24 protein-coding genes and 1 pseudogene are annotated in these 21,357 nt (G+C 53.4%); 19 read left to right on the top strand and 6 right to left on the bottom strand.

Annotated features, from left to right (window positions below; translation table 11 throughout):
* The first annotated feature begins 63 nt into the window (after positions 1–63).
* The 9 genes from ACLD4K_RS17380 (at position 64) to csiR (ending at position 10,603) form a co-directional block, all read left to right on the top strand.
* Positions 64–1,041, top strand: a complete 978-nt coding sequence (locus ACLD4K_RS17380) for a Bug family tripartite tricarboxylate transporter substrate binding protein (protein ID WP_000744416.1) — start codon at positions 64–66, stop codon at positions 1,039–1,041.
* Positions 1,042–1,052: 11 nt separating this feature from the next.
* On the top strand, positions 1,053–1,487 hold the full coding sequence (locus ACLD4K_RS17375) for a tripartite tricarboxylate transporter TctB family protein (RefSeq protein ID WP_001574835.1): 435 nt from the start codon (positions 1,053–1,055) through the stop codon (positions 1,485–1,487).
* 10 nt (positions 1,488–1,497) lie between these two features.
* Positions 1,498–3,012 (top strand): tripartite tricarboxylate transporter permease, encoded by a 1,515-nt coding sequence (locus ACLD4K_RS17370; protein ID WP_000382034.1) that lies wholly within the window; start codon positions 1,498–1,500, stop codon positions 3,010–3,012.
* 301 nt (positions 3,013–3,313) lie between these two features.
* The gene (gene glaH, locus ACLD4K_RS17365) at positions 3,314–4,291 is read left to right on the top strand and encodes a glutarate dioxygenase GlaH (RefSeq protein ID WP_411012225.1); all 978 of its coding nucleotides are present in this window, start codon (positions 3,314–3,316) and stop codon (positions 4,289–4,291) included.
* A gap of 25 nt (positions 4,292–4,316) precedes the next feature.
* Complete coding sequence (lhgO, locus tag ACLD4K_RS17360) at positions 4,317–5,585, top strand: L-2-hydroxyglutarate oxidase (RefSeq protein WP_023136556.1); 1,269 nt, start codon at positions 4,317–4,319, stop codon at positions 5,583–5,585.
* A 21-nt stretch (positions 5,586–5,606) separates the two neighbouring features.
* On the top strand, positions 5,607–7,055 hold the full coding sequence (gene gabD, locus ACLD4K_RS17355) for an NADP-dependent succinate-semialdehyde dehydrogenase (RefSeq protein ID WP_411012224.1): 1,449 nt from the start codon (positions 5,607–5,609) through the stop codon (positions 7,053–7,055).
* Between the two features lie 14 nt (positions 7,056–7,069).
* Positions 7,070–8,353, top strand: a complete 1,284-nt coding sequence (gene gabT / locus ACLD4K_RS17350; RefSeq protein WP_411012223.1) for a 4-aminobutyrate--2-oxoglutarate transaminase — start codon at positions 7,070–7,072, stop codon at positions 8,351–8,353.
* A 130-nt stretch (positions 8,354–8,483) separates the two neighbouring features.
* Positions 8,484–9,884: a GABA permease gene (gene gabP / locus ACLD4K_RS17345; protein WP_411012222.1), complete on the top strand. Its 1,401-nt coding sequence runs from the start codon at positions 8,484–8,486 to the stop codon at positions 9,882–9,884.
* Between the two features lie 41 nt (positions 9,885–9,925).
* The gene (csiR, locus tag ACLD4K_RS17340; RefSeq protein ID WP_000126152.1) at positions 9,926–10,603 is read left to right on the top strand and encodes a DNA-binding transcriptional regulator CsiR; all 678 of its coding nucleotides are present in this window, start codon (positions 9,926–9,928) and stop codon (positions 10,601–10,603) included.
* A gap of 21 nt (positions 10,604–10,624) precedes the next feature.
* Here the strand turns inward: csiR and lysM are convergent, their stop codons facing one another.
* The 3 genes and pseudogenes from lysM to ACLD4K_RS17325 all read right to left on the bottom strand — a co-directional run bounded on the left by lysM (position 10,625) and on the right by ACLD4K_RS17325 (position 11,457).
* Entirely contained in the window at positions 10,625–11,014 is a 390-nt protein-coding gene (gene lysM / locus ACLD4K_RS17335; protein WP_411012228.1) for a peptidoglycan-binding protein LysM, read from the bottom strand.
* Between the two features lie 77 nt (positions 11,015–11,091).
* Positions 11,092–11,199: pseudogene (locus ACLD4K_RS17330) on the bottom strand (peptidoglycan-binding protein LysM); the annotation flags it as partial.
* A 99-nt stretch (positions 11,200–11,298) separates the two neighbouring features.
* Positions 11,299–11,457: a YqaE/Pmp3 family membrane protein gene (locus ACLD4K_RS17325; protein WP_411012221.1), complete on the bottom strand. Its 159-nt coding sequence runs from the start codon at positions 11,455–11,457 to the stop codon at positions 11,299–11,301.
* Positions 11,458–11,639: 182 nt separating this feature from the next.
* Between ACLD4K_RS17325 and ACLD4K_RS17320 the strand changes: the two genes are divergently transcribed.
* The 3 genes from ACLD4K_RS17320 to ACLD4K_RS17310 all read left to right on the top strand — a co-directional run bounded on the left by ACLD4K_RS17320 (position 11,640) and on the right by ACLD4K_RS17310 (position 12,734).
* Positions 11,640–11,939 (top strand): ArsR/SmtB family transcription factor, encoded by a 300-nt coding sequence (locus tag ACLD4K_RS17320; protein ID WP_000137432.1) that lies wholly within the window; start codon positions 11,640–11,642, stop codon positions 11,937–11,939.
* Between the two features lie 9 nt (positions 11,940–11,948).
* Positions 11,949–12,476, top strand: coding sequence for a rhodanese family protein (locus ACLD4K_RS17315; RefSeq protein WP_000022011.1), 528 nt, complete (start codon positions 11,949–11,951; stop codon positions 12,474–12,476).
* A 78-nt stretch (positions 12,477–12,554) separates the two neighbouring features.
* Positions 12,555–12,734, top strand: a complete 180-nt coding sequence (locus ACLD4K_RS17310) for a hypothetical protein (protein ID WP_000494943.1) — start codon at positions 12,555–12,557, stop codon at positions 12,732–12,734.
* Between the two features lie 89 nt (positions 12,735–12,823).
* Here the strand turns inward: ACLD4K_RS17310 and stpA are convergent, their stop codons facing one another.
* Positions 12,824–13,225 carry a DNA-binding protein StpA gene (stpA, locus tag ACLD4K_RS17305; protein WP_001051100.1) on the bottom strand — a complete coding sequence of 134 codons (402 nt, stop codon included), beginning with the start codon at positions 13,223–13,225 and terminating at the stop codon, positions 12,824–12,826.
* An 823-nt stretch (positions 13,226–14,048) separates the two neighbouring features.
* Between stpA and alaE the strand changes: the two genes are divergently transcribed.
* The gene (gene alaE, locus ACLD4K_RS17300) at positions 14,049–14,498 is read left to right on the top strand and encodes an L-alanine exporter AlaE (protein ID WP_411012220.1); all 450 of its coding nucleotides are present in this window, start codon (positions 14,049–14,051) and stop codon (positions 14,496–14,498) included.
* Positions 14,499–14,532: 34 nt separating this feature from the next.
* Here the strand turns inward: alaE and ACLD4K_RS17295 are convergent, their stop codons facing one another.
* Complete coding sequence (locus ACLD4K_RS17295) at positions 14,533–14,883, bottom strand: DUF2002 family protein (RefSeq protein ID WP_000281304.1); 351 nt, start codon at positions 14,881–14,883, stop codon at positions 14,533–14,535.
* 161 nt (positions 14,884–15,044) lie between these two features.
* Between ACLD4K_RS17295 and ACLD4K_RS17290 the strand changes: the two genes are divergently transcribed.
* Positions 15,045–15,371, top strand: a complete 327-nt coding sequence (locus tag ACLD4K_RS17290) for a DUF883 domain-containing protein (protein WP_001519557.1) — start codon at positions 15,045–15,047, stop codon at positions 15,369–15,371.
* An 83-nt stretch (positions 15,372–15,454) separates the two neighbouring features.
* On the opposite strand, the gene ACLD4K_RS17285 is transcribed toward ACLD4K_RS17290, so the two are convergent.
* Positions 15,455–16,789, bottom strand: a complete 1,335-nt coding sequence (locus ACLD4K_RS17285; RefSeq protein ID WP_411012219.1) for a PLP-dependent aminotransferase family protein — start codon at positions 16,787–16,789, stop codon at positions 15,455–15,457.
* 88 nt (positions 16,790–16,877) lie between these two features.
* Here ACLD4K_RS17285 and ACLD4K_RS17280 point away from each other — a divergent pair, with 88 nt between their 5' ends.
* The 5 genes from ACLD4K_RS17280 (at position 16,878) to nrdF (ending at position 21,319) form a co-directional block, all read left to right on the top strand.
* On the top strand, positions 16,878–17,309 hold the full coding sequence (locus ACLD4K_RS17280) for a carboxymuconolactone decarboxylase family protein (RefSeq protein WP_000209807.1): 432 nt from the start codon (positions 16,878–16,880) through the stop codon (positions 17,307–17,309).
* Positions 17,310–17,579: 270 nt separating this feature from the next.
* Complete coding sequence (gene nrdH / locus ACLD4K_RS17275) at positions 17,580–17,825, top strand: glutaredoxin-like protein NrdH (RefSeq protein ID WP_000028870.1); 246 nt, start codon at positions 17,580–17,582, stop codon at positions 17,823–17,825.
* Entirely contained in the window at positions 17,822–18,232 is a 411-nt protein-coding gene (nrdI, locus tag ACLD4K_RS17270) for a class Ib ribonucleoside-diphosphate reductase assembly flavoprotein NrdI (RefSeq protein WP_001275405.1), read from the top strand. Before nrdH ends, nrdI begins: the two co-directional genes overlap by 4 nt.
* Positions 18,205–20,349: a class 1b ribonucleoside-diphosphate reductase subunit alpha gene (gene nrdE / locus ACLD4K_RS17265; RefSeq protein ID WP_080250683.1), complete on the top strand. Its 2,145-nt coding sequence runs from the start codon at positions 18,205–18,207 to the stop codon at positions 20,347–20,349. The genes nrdI and nrdE overlap by 28 nt, the downstream gene beginning before the upstream one ends.
* Positions 20,350–20,359: 10 nt before the next feature.
* The gene (nrdF, locus tag ACLD4K_RS17260; RefSeq protein ID WP_000777903.1) at positions 20,360–21,319 is read left to right on the top strand and encodes a class 1b ribonucleoside-diphosphate reductase subunit beta; all 960 of its coding nucleotides are present in this window, start codon (positions 20,360–20,362) and stop codon (positions 21,317–21,319) included.
* Positions 21,320–21,357: the final 38 nt, after the last annotated feature.

Raw genomic sequence — 21,357 nt, 5'->3', positions numbered from 1 at the left:
ACATAATCACAAAAATCTTCTTCCGAACCTGAAAAATCCGGACGTCCGGCGTGAGGATAAAAAATGAAAAAACAATTACTTCGTACCCTTACTGCAAGCATTTTATTAATGAGTACCTCTGTTCTGGCGCAGGAGGCGCCGTCGCGAACGGAATGTATCGCGCCAGCCAAACCTGGCGGCGGTTTCGACCTCACCTGTAAGCTGATTCAGGTGAGTTTGCTGGAGACTGGCGCTATCGAGAAACCCATGCGGGTAACGTATATGCCCGGCGGCGTCGGCGCTGTGGCCTATAACGCGATAGTCGCCCAACGCCCTGGCGAACCCGGGACAGTGGTCGCCTTTTCCGGCGGTTCGCTGCTCAACCTGTCGCAGGGGAAATTTGGTCGCTACGGCGTGGATGATGTGCGCTGGCTGGCCAGCGTGGGCACTGATTACGGCATGATCGCCGTGCGTGCGGATTCCCCGTGGAAAACGCTGAAAGATCTGATGACGGCGATGGAAAAAGATCCCAACAGCGTGGTCATTGGCGCTGGCGCCTCTATTGGCAGCCAGGACTGGATGAAGTCGGCGTTGCTGGCGCAAAAGGCGAACGTCGACCCGCACAAGATGCGCTACGTTGCCTTTGAGGGCGGCGGCGAGCCGGTGACGGCATTAATGGGCAACCATGTTCAGGTTGTCTCCGGCGATCTCAGTGAAATGGTGCCTTATCTGGGCGGCGACAAAATCCGCGTGCTTGCCGTCTTTTCAGAAAATCGTCTGCCGGGCCAGCTTGCCAATGTCCCTACCGCTAAAGAACAGGGCTACGACCTGGTGTGGCCGATTATTCGCGGCTTCTACGTCGGCCCCAAAGTCAGCGATGCCGATTACCAGTGGTGGGTGGATACCTTCAAGAAGCTCCAGCAAACCGACGAGTTTAAAAAGCAGCGCGATCTGCGCGGCCTGTTTGAGTTCGACATGACCGGCCAGCAGCTCGATGACTACGTGAAAAAACAGGTTACTGATTACCGTGAACAGGCGAAAGCCTTCGGACTCGCGAAATAATCGCGGAGGCAATGATGAGCGATCGTATCTTTGCGGGTATCTGGCTGTTGCTCTGTATCGCCGGGCTATTCATCGCCTGGCAGATCCAAAGCGAATACAGCTATGAACCCGTCGGCCCCCGCCCTTTTCCGCTGGGGATTATCGGCCTGATGGCGCTCTGCGCGCTGGCGCTGTTATTACGCCATCCCGACACGGTTAGCTGGCCGCGCCGCCATGTTCTGCAAAAGCTAATTACCATGATCATCATCCTGTTGATGTATGCCTGGGGATTCGAATGGCTGGGTTTTCCCATCGCCACCGCGCTTCTCACCATGGTTATCGGGATGCTGTTCGGCGCCACGATTCCGGCGGCGGGTATCTCCGGCGCGGTATTGGGCATTCTGCTGTGGTATGCCTTTGACCGGCTGCTTGATGTCACCTTACCTCTCGGCGCCTGGCTGAGTTAACGGAGCAACGATGGATACCTGGATATATCTTTCTCAGGGCTTTGCGGTGGCGATGACGCCGGAAAACCTGGTTATCGCGTTGATTGGCTGCTTCGTGGGCACGATCGTCGGTCTGCTGCCGGGTCTGGGACCGATCAACGGCGTGGCAATCTTACTGCCGCTGGCCTTTGCGTTGCATCTGCCTGCGGAGTCGGCGCTAATTCTGCTGGCGACGGTGTACATTGGCTGTGAGTATGGCGGCAGGATCTCCTCCATATTGCTCAACGTCCCAGGCGATGCGGCGGCGATCATGACGGCGCTGGACGGTTACCCGATGGCGCAGCAAGGGAAAGGCGGCGTGGCGCTGTCGATTTCCGCAGTCAGCTCATTTTTCGGTTCATTAATCGCTATCGGCGGCATCATTCTGTTCGCCCCTTTACTGGCGCAATGGTCGCTGGCCTTTGGCCCGGCGGAATATTTCGCCTTAATGGTTTTTGCTATCGCCTGTCTTGGCAGCATGATGGCACAAAACCCGCTTAAATCATTTCTGGCAGCGCTGATCGGTCTTGGCCTGGCGACCGTCGGCGTGGACGCCAACACCGGGGTTTATCGCTTTACCTTTGACAGCGTTCATCTTTCCGACGGCGTACAGTTTATCGTCGTGGTGATCGGCCTGTTCTCGGTATCAGAAATACTTTTAATGCTGGAACATACCAGCAGCGGGCAAACAATGGTCCGCAAAACGGGTCGAATGTTGTTCAACCTGAAAGAAGGCGCGCAGTGTATCGGCACCACCCTGCGTTCTTCGGTAATCGGCTTTTTTGTCGGCGTATTGCCCGGCGCCGGGGCGACCATCGCCAGCGCCATTACCTATATGACCGAGAAAAAACTCAGCGGCAACAGCGATAGCTTCGGCAAAGGGGATATTCGCGGCGTCGCGGCGCCGGAGGCGGCAAACAACGCCTCAGCCTGCGGCTCCTTCATCCCGATGCTGACGCTGGGCGTTCCCGGTTCCGGTACTACGGCAGTGATGATGGGGGCGCTGACGCTGTACAACATCACGCCAGGCCCGGCGATGTTCACCGAACAGCCGGATATCGTCTGGGGACTCATCGCTGCGCTGCTGATTGCGAACGTGATGCTGCTGATCATGAATATCCCGTTGATCGGTCTGTTCACCCGTATGCTCACCATTCCGCTGTGGTTCCTGGTACCCGCCATCGCTGCCGTATCGGCGGTAGGGGTGTATGCGGTACACAGCACCACCTTCGATCTGGTGCTGATGGTCGCGCTTGGCGTGTTAGGGTACATTTTACGTAAAATGCACTTCCCCATGTCGCCGCTGATCCTGGGGTTCGTACTGGGGGAAATGCTGGAGCAGAACCTGCGTCGCGCACTCTCCATCAGTAACGGCAATATGGCGATTTTGTGGCAAAGCGGCGTTGCCAAAGCCCTGCTGATCATGGCGATCATGGTCATTGTCGTACCGCCAGTGTTACGTCTGATCCGTAAACACAGCCGTAAACCGCAGGTTGACGCCGGTTAATTGACTACTGAAATACGTTGTACTTGTCCGGCCTACGCGCTCATGTGCCAGGCCGGGCAACCCCGCCAGCATCCCTCTCCCATAACTTGTTAATTTTATACCCCTTCTTGCCGTTGTCAGGCTCGTGGCGCCGTTAACCTCACTTTTCATATTGTTAAATATTTGTTGTTTTTGATCACAATAATTAAACAAAAGCGGTTATTTCATACGCGTTCCTGGAAAATGTCGATATTTTTAATTTATGGCTACGAAATGAGCATCGCCATGTCTCCCTGACCACCTATCGAGAGGAATGATTCTGATGAATGCACTGACTGCCGTAAAAGCGAACACAGATGATTTAGCCCAACGCCATACTGGTTTCACCCTTGCCCCTTCGGCGCAGTCGCCGCGCCTGCTGGCGTTAACGTTTACGGCGGATACCACAAGACAATTTCTCCATCAGGTTGCGCAGTGGCCGGTGCAGGCGCTGGAATACAAATCTTTCTTACGTTTTAAAATCGGCAAGATCCTCGACGATCTGTGCGGCAATCAGCTACAACCGCTGTTGATCAAAACGCTCCTCAACCGTGCACAAGGCGCGCTGTTGATCAGCGCCGAAGGGATCGATGATGTCGCACAGGCAGAAGAGATGGTCAAACTGGCGACGGCGGTGGCGCATCTTATTGGTCGCTCCAACTACGATGCGATGAGCGGCCAGTATTACGCGCGTTTCGTGGTCAAAAACGTCGACAACTCCGACAGTTATCTGCGCCAGCCCCACCGCGTAATGGAACTGCACAATGACGGCACCTATGTTGAGGAGGTGACCGACTACGTGCTGATGATGAAAATCGACGAACAAAATATGGAAGGCGGTAATTCGCTGCTGCTGCACCTTGATGACTGGGAACATCTGGAGTCGTTTTTTACCCATCCGCTGGCGCGTCGCGTCATGCGCTGGGCGGCGCCGCCAAGCAAGAATGTTAGCCATGACGTCTGGCACCCGGTGTTTGATGTCGACCAACAAGGCCGCCCGGTCATGCGTTATATCGACCAGTTCGTCCAGCCAAAAGACTTTGAAGAAGGCGTCTGGCTCAGCGAGCTTTCAGACGCGCTGGAAACCAGTCAAAACATCCTCTCCGTACCGGTACCGGTCGGCAAATTCCTGCTGATTAACAATCTGTTCTGGCTACATGGACGCGATCGTTTTACGCCGCATCCTGACTTGCGTCGCGAACTGATGCGCCAGCGCGGTTACTTCGCCTACGCCGTCAGCCATTATCAAACTCACCAATAAGCGCCACGGCGAAGGAATTACGCGGATGTATGATTTTGTGATTATCGGCGGCGGCATTATCGGCATGTCGACCGCCATGCAACTTATTGATGTCTACCCGGATGCGCGCATCGCGTTGCTGGAAAAAGAGTCCGCGCCAGCTTGCCACCAGACCGGGCATAACAGCGGCGTGATCCATGCCGGGGTGTACTACACGCCCGGCAGCCTCAAAGCGCAGTTTTGTCTGGCAGGCAATCAGGCGACCAAAACCTTTTGCGATCAAAACAACATCCGCTACGACACCTGCGGCAAAATGTTGGTCGCCACCTCGGAGCTGGAAATGGCGCGGATGCGCGCGCTATGGGAGCGGACGGCGGCCAACGGCTTAGAGCGCGAGTGGTTAAGCGCGGCGGAGCTGCGTGAACGCGAACCCAATATCATTGGCCTGGGCGGGATTTTTGTCCCTTCCAGCGGGATTGTCAGCTATCGCGATGTCGCGACGGCCATGGCGAACCGCTTTCAGGCCAAAGGCGGCGAGATCATCTACCATGCCGAGGTCAGCGCGCTAACAGAACATGCCGCTGGCGTTGTCATTCGCACCTCGCAAGGTCGGGAAATCGAAACCGCTACGCTTATCGGCTGTGCAGGACTGATGGCGGATCGGCTGGTCAAAATGCTGGGCGTGGAGCCCGGTTTTATTATCTGCCCTTTCCGCGGCGAGTACTTTCGTCTGGCCCCGCGACACAACCGGATCGTTAACCATTTGATCTACCCGATCCCCGATCCGGCAATGCCGTTTCTCGGCGTCCATCTTACCCGCATGATCGACGGCAGCGTTACGGTCGGGCCGAATGCGGTGCTGGCGCTTAAACGCGAAGGCTACCGTAAGCGCGACGTTTCCTTCACCGACACCCTGGAGATTTTCCGCTCCGCCGGCATTCGCCGCGTACTGCAAAACCATCTGCTTTCCGGACTGGGCGAGATGAAAAACTCGCTGTGCAAAAGCGGCTATTTGCGGCGAGTACAAAAGTATTGCCCCAGCCTGACCGTCAACGATCTCCAGCCCTGGCCGGCAGGCGTGCGGGCGCAGGCGGTTTCGCCGGACGGCAAACTGATTGATGATTTTCTGTTTGTCACGACGCCGCGTTCCATTCACACCTGTAACGCCCCCTCCCCGGCGGCGACATCCGCGATACCTATCGGCGCGCATATCGTCAGCAAAGTTCAGGCGCTACGCGCAAGCCAGAGCAACCCCGGACGTGCGCTGCGTGCGGCACGCAGCGTGGACGCATTACACGCCGCATTTACCCGTTAACCCTTCAGACAGGAAGCAATTATGCAACTTAACGACTCTACCCTGTTCCGCCAGCAGGCCTTTATCGATGGCGACTGGCGCGACGCGCGCGGCGGCGATGTCATCCCCGTGAGCAACCCCGCCAACGGGAAACCGATCGGCAATGTGCCCAAAATGGGGGCGGAAGAGACTCGCGACGCCATCAATGCCGCCAATCGCGCCCTGCCCGCCTGGCGCGCGCTCACCGCCAAAGAGCGAGCCAATATCCTGCGTCGCTGGTTCAATCTGATGATGGAAAATCAGGACGATTTGGCGCGTCTGATGACGCTGGAACAGGGCAAACCGCTGGCGGAAGCGAAAGGCGAAATTAGCTACGCCGCCTCGTTTATTGAATGGTTCGCCGAAGAGGGGAAACGTATCTATGGCGACACGATTCCAGGTCATCAGGCCGATAAACGGCTGCTGGTGATTAAGCAGCCCATCGGCGTCACCGCCGCGATTACCCCGTGGAACTTTCCCTCGGCAATGATCACCCGTAAAGCCGGCCCCGCGCTGGCCGCAGGCTGCACAATGGTACTCAAACCCGCCAGCCAGACGCCGTTTTCCGCGCTAGCGCTGGCGGAACTGGCCCGGCGCGCCGGAATTCCCGCAGGCGTATTTAACGTCGTTACCGGTTCGGCAGGCGATATCGGCGGCGAGCTGACCAGCAACCCGCTGGTACGCAAACTGTCGTTTACCGGCTCGACGGAGATTGGCCGCCAGCTAATGGAACAATGCGCCAAAGACATTAAAAAAGTGTCGCTGGAGTTGGGCGGCAATGCGCCGTTTATCGTCTTTGACGATGCCGATCTGGATAAAGCCGTCGAAGGCGCGCTGGCTTCGAAGTTTCGCAACGCCGGGCAGACCTGTGTCTGCGCCAATAGATTGTATGTACAGGACGGCGTTTACGATCGTTTTGCGGAAAAACTCAACCAGGCGGTAAATAAGCTCGCGGTCGGCGACGGCCTGCAAGCCGACGTTGCTATCGGGCCGCTGATTGATGAAAAAGCCGTGGCGAAAGTCCAGGAGCATATCGCCGATGCGCTGGAAAAAGGCGCCCGCGTCATTACGGGTGGTGAAGCGCACAAATTGGGCGGCAACTTCTTTCAACCGACCATTCTGGCGGATGTTCCTGATAACGCGAAAGTCGCCAAAGAAGAGACATTCGGGCCGCTCGCGCCTCTGTTCCGCTTCAGCGGCGAGGCGGATGTCATCAGGCAGGCTAACGATACCGAGTTCGGCCTGGCAGCCTATTTTTATGCACGCGATTTAAGCCGCGTTTTCCGCGTCGGCGAAGCGCTGGAATACGGCATCGTCGGTATTAATACCGGCATTATCTCCAACGAAGTCGCGCCTTTCGGCGGTATTAAGGCCTCCGGATTAGGCCGTGAAGGTTCCAAATACGGCATCGAAGATTATTTAGAAATCAAATATATGTGCATCGGCCTTTAACAGGAGAGTCGCTAATGAATACCAATCACGCTTTAATGCAGCGCCGTCATAACGCCGTTCCTCGCGGCGTGGGCCAGATTCACCCGATTTTCGCCGAGCGGGCGGAAAATTGTCGGGTCTGGGATGTCGAAGGCCGTGAGTATCTCGATTTCGCGGGCGGCATTGCCGTCCTGAACACCGGTCATTTACATCCGGGCATTGTTTCAGCGGTGGAAGCGCAGCTGAAGAAATTGTCGCATACCTGTTTTCAGGTGCTGGCCTATGAACCGTATCTGGCGTTGTGCGAACGCATGAACCAGAAGGTACCAGGCGATTTCGCCAAAAAAACGTTGCTGGTCACGACCGGTTCAGAAGCGGTTGAAAACGCGGTGAAAATCGCCCGCGCGGCGACAAAACGCAGCGGCGCTATCGCGTTTAGCGGCGCTTACCACGGTCGTACCCACTACACGCTCTCTCTGACCGGGAAAGTACACCCGTACTCTGCTGGTATGGGATTGATGCCAGGCCATGTCTACCGCGCGCTTTATCCTTGCCCGCTACACAACATCAGCGACGACGACGCCATCGCCAGCATTGAACGCATCTTTAAAAATGATGCCGCGCCGGAAGATATCGCCGCCATTATTATTGAGCCGGTACAGGGCGAAGGCGGATTTTACGCCGCCTCTCCCGCGTTTATGCAGCGACTGCGCGCGCTATGCGACCAACACGGCATTATGTTGATTGCCGACGAAGTGCAAAGCGGCGCGGGCCGGACCGGTACGCTGTTCGCCATGGAACAGATGGGCGTTGCGGCAGATATTACCACGTTTGCGAAATCGATCGCCGGCGGCTTTCCGCTGGCAGGCGTTACCGGTCGGGCAGACGTGATGGACGCTATCGCGCCGGGCGGTCTGGGCGGCACCTATGCCGGAAACCCGATTGCCTGCGCCGCCGCGCTGGCGGTACTGGACATTTTCGAGCAGGAAAATCTACTGCAAAAGGCGAATACGCTTGGCAACACGCTGCGCGATGGCCTGATGGAGATAGCGGAAACGCACCGTGAGATTGGCGACGTGCGCGGACTGGGCGCCATGATCGCCATTGAGTTGTTCGAAAATGGCGACCCCGGCAAACCGAACGCGACTCTGACCGCCGACATTGTGGCCCGCGCCCGCGATAAAGGATTAATTCTGCTCTCCTGCGGTCCTTACTACAACATCTTGCGCATCCTCGTTCCACTCACTATTGAGGCCTCGCAGATTCGGCAAGGCCTGGAGATTATCGCCCAGTGCTTTGATGAGGCGAAACAAGCGTAATGTCCAATAAGCAGCGTCGGATGGCGACGTAACTGTCTTATCCGGCCTACAAAAACCGTTTCGATTGTAGGCCGAATTAAGCCAGGCGCCATCCGGTAAACGAGCGCAATAACAATAAAGAGGTTTTAGGATGGGGCAATTGTCACAATCACATGCATTAGGGGGCGGGCTGAAATCACGCCACGTCACCATGTTATCGATCGCCGGCGTCATCGGCGCCAGCCTGTTTGTCGGCTCCAGCGTGGCGATTGCGGAGGCCGGCCCTGCGGTACTGCTGGCCTATCTGTTCGCAGGACTTTTAGTCGTCATGATTATGCGAATGCTGGCTGAAATGGCCGTCGCCACGCCGGATACCGGTTCTTTTTCCACCTATGCGGATAAAGCGATCGGCCCCTGGGCCGGGTATACCATCGGCTGGTTATACTGGTGGTTTTGGGTGCTGGTTATTCCGCTGGAGGCCAATATTGCCGCCATTATTCTGAATTCATGGATACCGGGTATTCCGGTGTGGCTATTTTCATTAGTGATTACGCTTGCCTTAACCGGAAGCAATTTATTGAGCGTCAAAAATTACGGCGAATTCGAATTCTGGCTGGCGCTATGTAAAGTAATTGCCATTCTGGCGTTTATCGCGCTGGGCGCGACGGCGATTAGCGGTTTTTATCCATATGCCGAGGTAAGCGGTATCTCCCGGCTCTGGGATCACGGCGGTTTTATGCCTAACGGCTTCGGCGCGGTGTTAAGCGCCATGTTGATCACCATGTTCTCTTTTATGGGCGCGGAAATCGTCACTATTGCTGCCGCGGAATCCGATACGCCGGATAAACATATCGTACGCGCCACCAATTCTGTTATCTGGCGAATTTCCATCTTTTACCTGTGTTCCATTTTCGTGGTGGTGGCGCTGATCCCGTGGAATATGCCGGGTCTGAAAAGCGTAGGTTCGTACCGCTCGGTACTGGAGCTGCTTCATATTCCGCACGCAAAATTCATTATGGACTGCGTGATTTTGTTGTCGGTGACCAGTTGTCTGAACTCCGCATTATATACCGCCTCCCGGATGCTCTATTCCCTTAGCCGCCGCGGCGATGCGCCTGCGATAATGGGAAAAACTAACCGTAGCAAAACGCCCTGGGTGGCGGTTCTCCTCTCTACCGGCGCGGCCTTTTTAACCGTTATCGTCAATTATTACGCCCCGGCAAAAGTGTTTAAATTTCTTATCGACAGTTCTGGCGCCATCGCGCTGCTGGTCTATCTGGTGATTGCGATTTCGCAATTGCGGATGCGTAAAATTCTGCTGGCGCAGGGCGGAGAAATTAAGTTGAAAATGTGGCTTTATCCGTGGCTCACCTGGCTGGTTATCGGCTTTATCTGCTTTGTCCTGGTGGTGATGCTGTTTCGACCGGCACAACAACTAGAAGTCATTTCGACCGGGCTGTTAGGGCTGGGCATAATAGGTACTGTACCCATTATGTCTCGCTGGAAAAAACTGATAAGGTGGCAAAAAGCCCCCCTGCAAAACCTACGTTAGTTATTCCCGGCGTCAGCCGGGAAGCTTCTCAGGAGTAAAAGATGACCGCCCTTTCCCAACCGACGGCCATAGATGGCTATCGCTGGCTTAAAAATGACATTATTCGCGGCACTTATCAGCCGGATGAGAAACTGCGGATGAGTTTATTAACCGCCCGCTATGCGCTCGGCGTAGGGCCGCTGCGCGAGGCGCTGTCGCAACTGGTGGCGGAACGGCTGGTCACCGTGGTGAATCAAAAAGGCTATCGCGTGGCATCCATGTCAGAGGCGGAACTCCTCGATATTTTTGACGCGCGCGCCAATATGGAAGCGATGCTGGTACGCCTGGCGATTGAACGCGGCGATGATGCGTGGGAGGCGGAGATCCTGGCGCGAGCGCATATGCTCAGTAAACTGGAAGCCAGCGATGCTAGCGAACATATGCTCGATGAATGGGACCAGCGCCACCAGGCGTTCCATTCCGCCATTGTCGCCGGGTGCGGCTCCCACTATCTGCTACAGATGCGTGAACGCTTATTTGACCTGGCGGCCCGCTACCGCTTTATTTGGTTACGTGAAACCGTTCTGTCCGTCGAGATGCTGGAAGATAAACATATCCAGCATCACACGCTAACCGAAGCGATACTGGCGCGCGAGGCGGCACGCGCCAGCGAATTAATGCGTCAGCATTTGCTGACGCCGATTCCCATTATTCGCCAGGCGATGGCAGGAAAAATGTAGCCTGGCGCGACCTGATAGCCATTATTCTTCAGGAATACGCAACACTTGTCCCGGATATATTTTTTCCGGGCTTTTCAGCATCGGTTTATTTGCCTCGAAGATTTTATTATACAGATTGGCGTTACCATACACTTGCTTTGAAATAGCGCTCAGGGTGTCGCCTGATTTTACGGTATAAAACTGACTTTCAGCCGCCGGCGTCGTGGTTTTAACCTGATCGTCAACACTGCTAATCCCGGCGATATTCCCCACGGCAACCAGAATTTTTTCTTTTGCCTCCTGACTCAGCCCATCACCCGTCACTGTCGCTTTTCCATCAGCAATTTGCACATTCACTTTGTCAGCGTCGGGTATTCCCGTTTTATACCCTTCATACTTCAAGTTGCTTATGTGTTGGCTACGCTCGCTCACCCCAGTCACATAGTTATCTATGCTCCTGGGGACTCACTCCCTTGCCGCCTTTAAGCAACTCGAATTATTTTGGGTATATTTAAATGTTCCTGGACTTTTTTCGCCTGATCGTCCTTATCATGATTATCGGTTACCGCGTCCCAGAGTTTTTCACCTGCATCTTTTACAAAATTGAAGAGTCCCATATTCGCCTCGCTTGTCAAAAATACACACAGAGAAAAGTGTAGCAGAGGGAATGAGGTTATCCTGATAAGCGGCGCTTATGCGCCGCCGGTGGCCGGTAATTAATGACGCATCTGAACCCAAAACGCGTGGATAAGCCCCGGAATATATCCGAGTAATGTCAGCAGGATATTAAGGATAAATGCCCAACCGAACCCTTTTCCTAAAAGTACGCCGAGCGGAGGCAAAATAATCGTAAATATAATTCTCCAGAAACCCATATACACTCCATACAAGCAAAATTAGTCTTTGTTTAAAAAGAGATTTTATCTCTAAGCATAGTCAGTTTACCTGAGCCTGCCAGTCGCGCACCGCGCTTTTACCCTCCTTTACGCTCTTTACGCTGGCATTAGGTTGACGTTTATTTTAGAATTAACTAAATTTAGAAAATGCTTAAATAGCTATGACAGAGCTTGAACAACTTCAGGCCAGCGCAGAACAGGCGGCGGCCCTGCTCAAAGCGATGAGCCACCCAAAAAGATTACTGATTTTATGTATGCTTTGCGGTTCGCCAAAAACCAGCGCAGGCGAACTGGCGCGCATTACCGGGCTAAGCCCCTCCGCGACGTCGCAACATCTGGCGCGGATGCGGGAAGAAGGGCTGATTGATAGTCAACGCGATGCCCAGCGCATTCACTATTTCATTAAAAATGAGGCGGTTAATACGATTATCGCCACGTTAAAGAATCTCTATTGTCCATAAGGAGGCACGATGTCCATTGGGATAGTTTCCCCCCGTGAGGCGCAAGCGCTGATAGCGCAAGGCGCAAAATTGATTGATGTGCGCGACGCCGACGAATATCTGCGCGAGCATATTCCACATGCGCAACTGGCGCCGCTCTCCCGGCTTGAACAGGGCGATTTACCCGCCAACCTGCGAGCGGAACAGATTATTTTTCACTGTCAGTCAGGTAAACGAACCAGCAGCAATGCAGCAAAACTACAGGCCATTGCCGCCCCTGCTCAGGTCAGTTTACTGGAAGGCGGTATCGACGGATGGAAAGCGGCAGGATTGCCCGTCACAGAAGACAAATCGCAACCGCTGCCGCTGATGCGTCAGGTGCAAATCGCCGCCGGCGGGTTGACATTGCTTGGGGTGATTCTGGGCTATACGGTCCACGGCGGCTTTTTCCTCATTAGCGGTTTTGTCGGGGCCGGGTTAATGCTGGCAGGCATGACCGGCTTCTGCGGAATGGCGCGACTACTGGAAAAAATGCCCTGGAATACCCGTACTCATTAAGCGGTACACTCACCGCGCGTCGGTAAGTGTGTAGTAGACTGAAGGCGGGTTTATACCATTGTTCAACGGGAGGACGTGATGTTCACACCAGGCGATATCGTACAGCCCCGAATGGGGGGGCCGAAACTGAAAGTGATTGAAGTCAACGAGGATCATATTGTCGCGGTACAGGTCGGTAATGAGCAGGGCGAAAAATTGATCCTCAAAGCGGCAGATGTCACCCCCTATTGCGAAGAGGGCGATTTTGGCGTGTGCTGATTTATCAAAATGAGCATGGCGCAACGTTCCCTGAGTCCCGGTTAATAGAAACAGGAAACGCAGCGCCATCTGTTAAAGGTTATCCGTGATTAGATTAAGAAATCATCCAGAGATTTCCCCGCCGCCAGCGCCTGGGCAATCGGTTTAGGCGTACGACCTTGTCCGGTCCAGGTTTTTTCTTCGCCATTGAAATCAGTAAAACGATATTTTGCCGGACGCGGCTGGCGCTTTTTAGCAGAACGCGGCATTGCTGAATCCATGGCAAATAACTCTTCCGGGTTAATACCGTCTGCTTTCATCAGCTCCAGAAAGGCATTAATTTTCTCCTGCTTCTCGGCAAGCTGGCGTTGCTGCAATTCTTCTTCTTCGCGTCTTTCTTTAGTGACAACCCTGAATTTTTCGAGCATTTCTTCAAGAACGTCAATGGAGAATTCGCGAGCCATAGCGCGCAGCGTACGGATATTATTTAAGTTCTGTAACATCAAATTCATATCAATAAAAACCTTTTAACGCAGAAAACAAAAAACTATTACAGGCGGTATTGTATACGATTATTGATTATATTTCCAGATCCTAAAGTTCATACAGATATACTCAGTATAACTCGATTAATTATATTAATCTGTTAACCAGAAGGTTATATTCATTACCCCCTGTGTGTTTCAGGTTATTCTGCCTACGGTATATCTGTAGGTTTCCCGTTCGGCTGTTTATACCCTTCATACTTCAAGTTGCTTATGTGTTGGCTACGCTCGTTCACCCCAGTCACATCGTTATCTATGCTCCCGGGGACTCACTCCCTTGCCGCCTTTAAGCAACTCAAAATCCATAGAATATATAGCGTATTGCGTATCTCAGTAACCACGGTGGCCCTCACGGTGGCTGACCTTATACAGAAGTGAATATTTCAGCACAATAATAGATTAACCATTCAAAAATGATCATCAGAGCTTTATGCTAAAAATCAGCCTGCAATAGCTATAATTATGCTGAGAAAAGTAGAGCGCGTGCCGTTAGCCGAGAATACATCGCATCTGACAACATTTGGAATGTGGCTGAAAATAGCCAGAAAAACAATGCATTATAATACATTGATTTAAAAGTAATTAATGACTAACAACAACGAAAATCTCGCCGCGGGCAAAAAACAGACAATCACAGAGTATTTTATCGACAAAAAGCCCATAAATAAAAATATTGCACTAGTTGATAGTTATTATATAGGGATATACTCTATACAAATACAAAAGTGCTTTATGATTTCACTACCAACCATCACCTCATTCTGATCGATACACTACAAGGAGCATTAACATGTTCTCTCCACAGTCACGCTTGCGTCATGCCGTAGCAGACACGTTTGCGATGGTTGTTTACTGTTCTGTTGTGAACATGTTGATCGAGATATTTCTCTCCGGAATGAGCTTTGAGCAGTCGCTTTCTTCCAGGCTGGTGGCGATACCTGTCAACATTTTGATTGCATGGCCATACGGCGTTTACCGCGATCTAATTATGCGCGTCGCGCGTAAGGCAAGCCCGGCGGGATGGGCCAAAAACCTGGCGGATGTATTGGCTTATGTCACCTTTCAGTCACCCGTTTATATTATCATCTTGCTGACCGTCGGCGCCGGCTGGCATCAGATAGTGGCCGCCGTGAGTTCAAACATTGTTGTTTCAATGTTAATGGGCGCGGTTTATGGCTATTTCCTGGATTATTGTCGTCGCCTGTTTAAAGTGAGCAGCTATTATCAGGCTAAGGCATAAGTTAACGTCGCGACTGGCATTGCCAGTCGCGCTTTTAGTCGCTTTTTTCGTCGCCAAAAAGCCCATTCAGATAACGTTCTAACGCTATTCGGGAGCTAAAGCCGTGGGGAATACCGTAATGTTCGTGGGTCTCGCCGCCTAAATAGAGCGGAAAATTTTGGTAGTGATCGCAGGTTTTAATATCCGAAGCCGGGTCAGCCAGTGATGAGCTACGGTCTTTTAATCTGGGGTGAATGATCAGCGCGGTACGCCCCATACGCGCCTCACGGTTAACATAAACATAATTCTCGCCGCGTCGATAACCATACGTCTTATTCGTCACCACATCGACGGTAAACCCTGCCTTTTCCAGTACCCGCGCCACTTCGTCAGGTCGTAAATACATATTTTATCCTCATTCTCTTTTACTGCGGGCTTACCTTACCCGATAGCGCGTTATCAACGCTTTCAGAAAAGTCCAGAAACGCATGATATCGCCGTAACAAGCCTCAGCAGGTAAAAATATGAACTACACTGAAAGCTACATCGAAATCAATGGAGGATCATATGCTTAACAAACCGAACCGAAACGACGTCGATGATGGTGTTCAGGATATTCAGAATGATGTCAATCGATTAGCCGACAGTCTGGAAGATGTCCTTAAATCCTGGGGAAGCGATGCGAAAGACGAAGCCGAGGCTGCGCGACGTAAAGCACAGGCGTTGCTGAAAGAGACCCGGGCGCGGATGCAGGGTCGTACTCGCGTAAAACAAGCCGCCTGTGATGCGATGGGGTGCGCGGATACGTTTGTGCGTGAAAAACCCTGGTGTAGCGTAGGAACCGCCGCAGCGGTAGGGATTTTTATCGGGGCGCTGCTTAGCCTGCGTCGCTAACGACGTGCCCTGCCGGATGGCGACATACTTTATTGGGCCTGCATCATTGCCGCAGGCCCAGGTCGCGCCATTCGGCGAAACGGTTACTGTATCGCCTGTCGAAGCTGCCATGCGACCTGTTTCGCCATGCCAGCGGAAGTAATATTGGTAAACGACAGTAAAATGCCCCCCTTTCCTGACGAAACCACTCGCCAACGGCTTAGCGCCTGTACCGCCAGTCCGGCCTGATTCGCTTTTGCTACCTGCACTTTATCATCACCTTCAACCTCAATAACCAATTGAATACCGCCTTTCTGTAATGTCACGACAAATCCCTGTTCTGCCAGCGCCTCTTCAATCCATAACCGTCGCTGAGCATAATGTTGACGCATCTTTTTCAGATGCCGCCAGAAATGGCCATCACGGATAAAATCAGCCAGCGTGTGCTGCCATAACAACGGTACGCTACAGGGCATCAGCGACGCCTGCTGGCGGAAATGCTCAATCTGCTTTATCGGCACCACCAGCCAGGCGGTACGTAATGCCGGAAAGAGCGACTTACTGAACGTTCCGGCGTAAATCACTCGCTGCGGGGCATCCAGACTCTTGAGTGGCGGAAGTGGTTTACCGTGATAACGAAATTCGCTGTCATAGTCATCTTCAATAATCCAGGCCTGCACATTCGCCGCCCATGCCAGAAGTTGCCGTCGGCGAGTTAGCGACAGCGCCACCCCCAACGGACTTTGATGGGCGGGCGTCACCAATGCAAAGCGCCCCTGCGGGCAATCCCGCATCCCCGCCGCGACATTCAGCCCATCGGCATCGACCGGAATCGGCACCAGCGTAATCCCCTCCTGCGTTATCACCGGGCGAATTAACGGAAAGCCGGGATCTTCCACCCACATGCTGTCTCCCGGCACAGACAATGTACGCAGGATTAGCCGCATAGAATCCGCATATCCGGAGGTAATAAATACCTGTTCCGGCAGGCATTCAATGCTACGCGAAACCCGCAGGTAATCGACTATTGCCTGGCGCAAAATCGCCTCGCCGCAGACGTCGCCTAATGCCAGATCGAAGCGCGTCTGCGTGCGCAACCGACGCCCCATCACTCGCGCCCACTTCTCGCGCGGAAAGAGATCCAGCGCCGGTAACCCCATCTGAAAGGGTTTCGGCTCCGGACTTTCTCCGGCAAAAACGGCGGGTATCGGCGGCGCCGTCTCAAACCGTAGAGCGTTGCTCACAAACGTGCCTGCCTGGCCACGTCGCTCCAACCAGCCCTGCGCCACCAGCTCGCCATAGGCATTTTCCACCGTGGCGCGAGAAACGCCCAGTTCCTGCGCCCACGTCCGACTGGAAGGCAAACGCGTTCCGGGCGCGAGTTCCCCTTGCTCAATGGCCGTTTTTAACTGACGAGCGATGTGTTGATAGCGCGGCATATGGTCTGCTTTTTCTGTAAAAATATGGCTCTCTTTAACAGACCATTATAGTGCTACAGTGCTCGTCATCAACACGAGGAGAAACATGATGACGACGTTACGCCAACCCTATTATGAACTGAGCCCGGAGGTTTACAGCGCTCTGGTGCAGGCGAAAAACGCGCTGGAAAAGAGCACGCTTGACCTCACTCTGATGGAGCTGATTTACCTGCGTGTTTCGCAAATAAATGGTTGTGCATTTTGCCTGGAGATGCACAGTAAAGCGCTGCGTAAGGCTGGCGTAAATCAAGCTAAATTAGATGCGCTGGCAGGATGGCGGGTAAGTCACCATTTCAGCGAGCAAGAGTGCGCGGCGTTAGCCTGGGCGGAATCGGTGACGCACATTGCTGAAACCCACGCCGAAGATAATGTTTACCTGCCGCTGCTCGATCATTTCAGCGCGCGTGAAATCAGCGATCTGACCTTCGCCATTGGTTTAATGAACTGCTTTAACCGTCTGGCGATCGGTATGCGAATGTGACGCATTGTTGCCGGATGGCGCGGATGCCAGCCAACTCTGTTATGCGTGAACCTGCAGGCCGGATCGGGCGTTCACGCCGCCATCCGGCAAAAATTAGCCATGCCCCCCTACCCCGCTGCGTTCATCAGCGGCGTTAAAATCAATCTAAAATTCCCATATCTTGTATGGTTGAATCTTAATTCAACTACATCTAGTATTCCCTGTATCAACACACGACAATCCGACGCGTTTCATCGCGCCGTTTTCTCATTTTAAATGGAAATACGAATCATGAGCATTACTATTTACACTCGCAATAACTGTGTTCAGTGCCACGCCACAAAGCGGGCGATGGAAAGCCGTGGATTTGAATTTGAGATGGTGAACGTCGATCTGGTGCCGGATGCAGCGGATACGCTCCGGGCGCAAGGATTTCGTCAATTACCGGTGGTGATGGCGGGCGATTTGAGCTGGTCCGGCTTCCGCCCGGACATGATTAACCGTCTGCACCCGACACCCCACGCGGCAAACGCATGAGCGCGCTCGTCTACTTCTCCAGCAGCTCTGAAAATACGCACCGTTTTATGCAGCGTCTGGGGCTGCCTGCCACGCGTATTCCGCTCAATGAACGGGAGCGAATTCAGGTAGACGAACCGTACATTCTGGTTGTGCCGTCATACGGCGGCGGCGGGATGGCCGGTGCGGTGCCGCGACAGGTGATCCGCTTTTTAAATGATGAACACAACCGGGCGCGCATTCGCGGCGTCATTGCCTCCGGTAATCGCAATTTCGGCGATGCCTGGGGATGCGCTGGCGATGTGATAGCACAAAAATGCGGCGTACCCTGGCTGTACCGCTTTGAGCTCATGGGCACACAACGCGACATCGATAACGTCCGAAGAGGAGTAAATGAATTTTGGCAACAACTACCCCGGAGCGCGTAATGCAGGAAACTATGGATTACCACGCCCTGAACGCGATGCTGAATCTTTACGATAAAGCAGGCCATATTCAGTTCGACAAGGACCAGCAGGCGATCGACGCCTTCTTTGCCGCCCACGTCCGCCCGCATTCCGTGACGTTTGCCAGCCAGCATGAACGTCTGGAGACGCTGGTTCGGGAAGGGTATTACGATGACGCTGTCCTCGCGCGTTACGACCGCGCCTTCGTCCTCCGCCTGTTCGAGCACGCCCACGCCAGCGGCTTTCGCTTCCAGACGTTTCTTGGCGCCTGGAAGTTCTATACCAGTTACACGCTGAAAACCTTCGACGGCAAACGTTATCTGGAACACTTTGAAGATCGGGTGACAATGGTGGCGTTGACGCTGGCGCAGGGTGACGAAACGCTGGCCACCCAACTGACCGATGAAATGCTTTCTGGTCGCTTTCAGCCCGCCACCCCGACTTTTTTAAATTGCGGTAAACAGCAGCGTGGAGAACTGGTCTCCTGCTTCCTGCTCCGTATCGAAGACAATATGGAGTCGATCGGGCGGGCGGTGAATTCGGCGCTGCAACTCTCCAAACGCGGCGGCGGCGTCGCGTTTTTGCTCTCCAATCTGCGCGAGGCGGGCGCGCCGATCAAACGCATTGAGAATCAGTCTTCCGGCGTGATCCCGGTGATGAAAATGCTGGAAGACGCATTTTCGTATGCCAACCAGCTTGGCGCGCGCCAGGGGGCCGGCGCGGTTTATCTCCATGCGCACCACCCGGATATTCTGCGTTTTCTGGATACCAAACGGGAAAACGCTGACGAAAAAATCCGGATCAAAACGCTCTCTCTCGGCGTGGTGATCCCGGATATCACCTTCCGGCTGGCGAAAGAAAACGCGCAAATGGCGCTCTTTTCGCCCTATGACGTACAACGACGCTACGGCAAACCGTTTGGCGATATCGCCATTAGCGAACGGTACAATGAATTAATTGCCGATCCACACGTGCGTAAAACCTATATTAACGCCCGTGACTTTTTTCAAACACTGGCGGAGATTCAGTTCGAATCCGGGTATCCCTACATCATGTTTGAAGATACGGTAAACCGCGCGAATCCCATTGCTGGGCGCATTAATATGAGTAATCTGTGCTCGGAAATTTTACAGGTCAATAGCGCCTCCCGTTACGACGATAACCTTGACTATACCCACATCGGGCATGACATCTCCTGCAATCTCGGCTCGCTGAATATCGCTCACGTCATGGATTCACCGGACATTGGCCGTACCGTAGAAACCGCTATTCGCGGCCTGACGGCGGTGTCGGACATGAGCCATATACGCAGCGTGCCCTCAATAGCCGCCGGTAATGCCGCCTCTCATGCCATCGGTCTGGGCCAGATGAATCTGCATGGCTATCTGGCGAGAGAAGGCATTGCCTACGGTTCGCCGGAGGCGTTGGATTTCACCAATCTCTATTTTTACACCATTACCTGGCATGCCGTGCATACTTCAATGCGGCTGGCCCGCGAACGCGGCAAAACCTTCGCCGGATTTGCGCAGTCGCGCTATGCCAGCGGCGACTATTTTACGCAGTATTTACAGGATGACTGGCAACCGAAAACAGCGAAAGTCAGGGCGCTATTTGCCCGCAGCGGCATTACGCTGCCCACACGAGAAATGTGGCTAAAGCTGCGCGACGATGTGATGCGCTATGGCATCTATAACCAAAATTTGCAGGCGGTGCCGCCGACCGGTTCGATTTCTTACATTAATCATGCGACCTCCAGCATTCATCCGATTGTGGCCAAAATTGAGATTCGCAAAGAGGGCAAAACCGGGCGTGTGTATTACCCCGCGCCGTTTATGACCAATGAAAATCTGGATATGTATCAGGATGCTTACGATATCGGTCCGGAAAAAATTATTGATACCTATGCCGAGGCCACGCGCCACGTCGATCAAGGGCTGTCGCTCACCCTGTTTTTCCCCGATACCGCCACGACCCGCGATATCAACAAGGCGCAGATCTATGCCTGGCGAAAAGGTATTAAGTCACTGTATTACATCCGGCTTCGCCAGTTGGCGCTGGAAGGTACTGAAATTGAAGGCTGCGTATCCTGCGCGCTATAAGGAAAGCCATATGAAATTATCTCGTATTAGCGCCATCAACTGGAACAAGATCCAGGACGACAAAGATCTGGAGGTGTGGAACCGGCTGACCAGTAACTTCTGGCTGCCGGAAAAAGTGCCGTTGTCGAATGATATTCCGGCCTGGCAGACGCTGAGCGCCGCCGAACAGCAGCTCACCATTCGCGTGTTTACGGGACTTACGCTGCTCGACACTATCCAGAACATCGCAGGCGCGCCGTCGTTAATGGCAGATGCCATCACGCCGCATGAAGAGGCAGTGCTGTCGAACATCAGCTTTATGGAAGCGGTACACGCCCGCTCTTACAGTTCTATTTTTTCCACGCTGTGCCAGACGAAAGAGGTTGATGCCGCCTACGCCTGGAGCGAAGAAAACCCGCCGCTACAGCGTAAGGCGCAGATTATTTTGGCTCATTACGTCAGCGATGAACCGCTAAAGAAAAAGATTGCCAGCGTCTTTTTAGAGTCTTTTCTGTTCTATTCCGGCTTCTGGCTGCCGATGTATTTCTCCAGCCGCGGTAAGCTCACGAACACTGCCGACCTGATTCGTTTAATCATTCGCGATGAAGCGGTTCACGGTTATTATATTGGCTATAAGTATCAGATAGCGCTACAAAAACTATCGGCAATCGAGCGCGAAGAGTTAAAGCTTTTCGCGCTGGATTTATTGATGGAACTGTACGACAACGAAATCCGCTACACAGAAGCATTATATGCGGAAACCGGCTGGGTTAACGACGTCAAAGCCTTCTTGTGCTACAACGCCAATAAAGCCTTAATGAACCTGGGTTATGAGGCGTTATTTCCGCCGGAGATGGCAGACGTGAATCCCGCGATCCTTGCCGCGCTCTCGCCGAATGCCGACGAAAACCATGATTTCTTTTCCGGCTCAGGTTCATCTTATGTGATGGGGAAAACAGTCGAAACCGAAGACGAAGACTGGAATTTTTAACCTTACGGGCATGGGAAATAACGTTACATTTTCCATGC

The sequence above is a fragment of the Salmonella sp. 741265055_HSA genome, assembly GCF_046569525.1.
Lineage (GTDB): Bacteria > Pseudomonadota > Gammaproteobacteria > Enterobacterales > Enterobacteriaceae > Salmonella > Salmonella enterica.
Note: the sequence above shows the minus strand (reverse complement) of the source record. Positions and strands in the feature narration are given on the sequence as shown.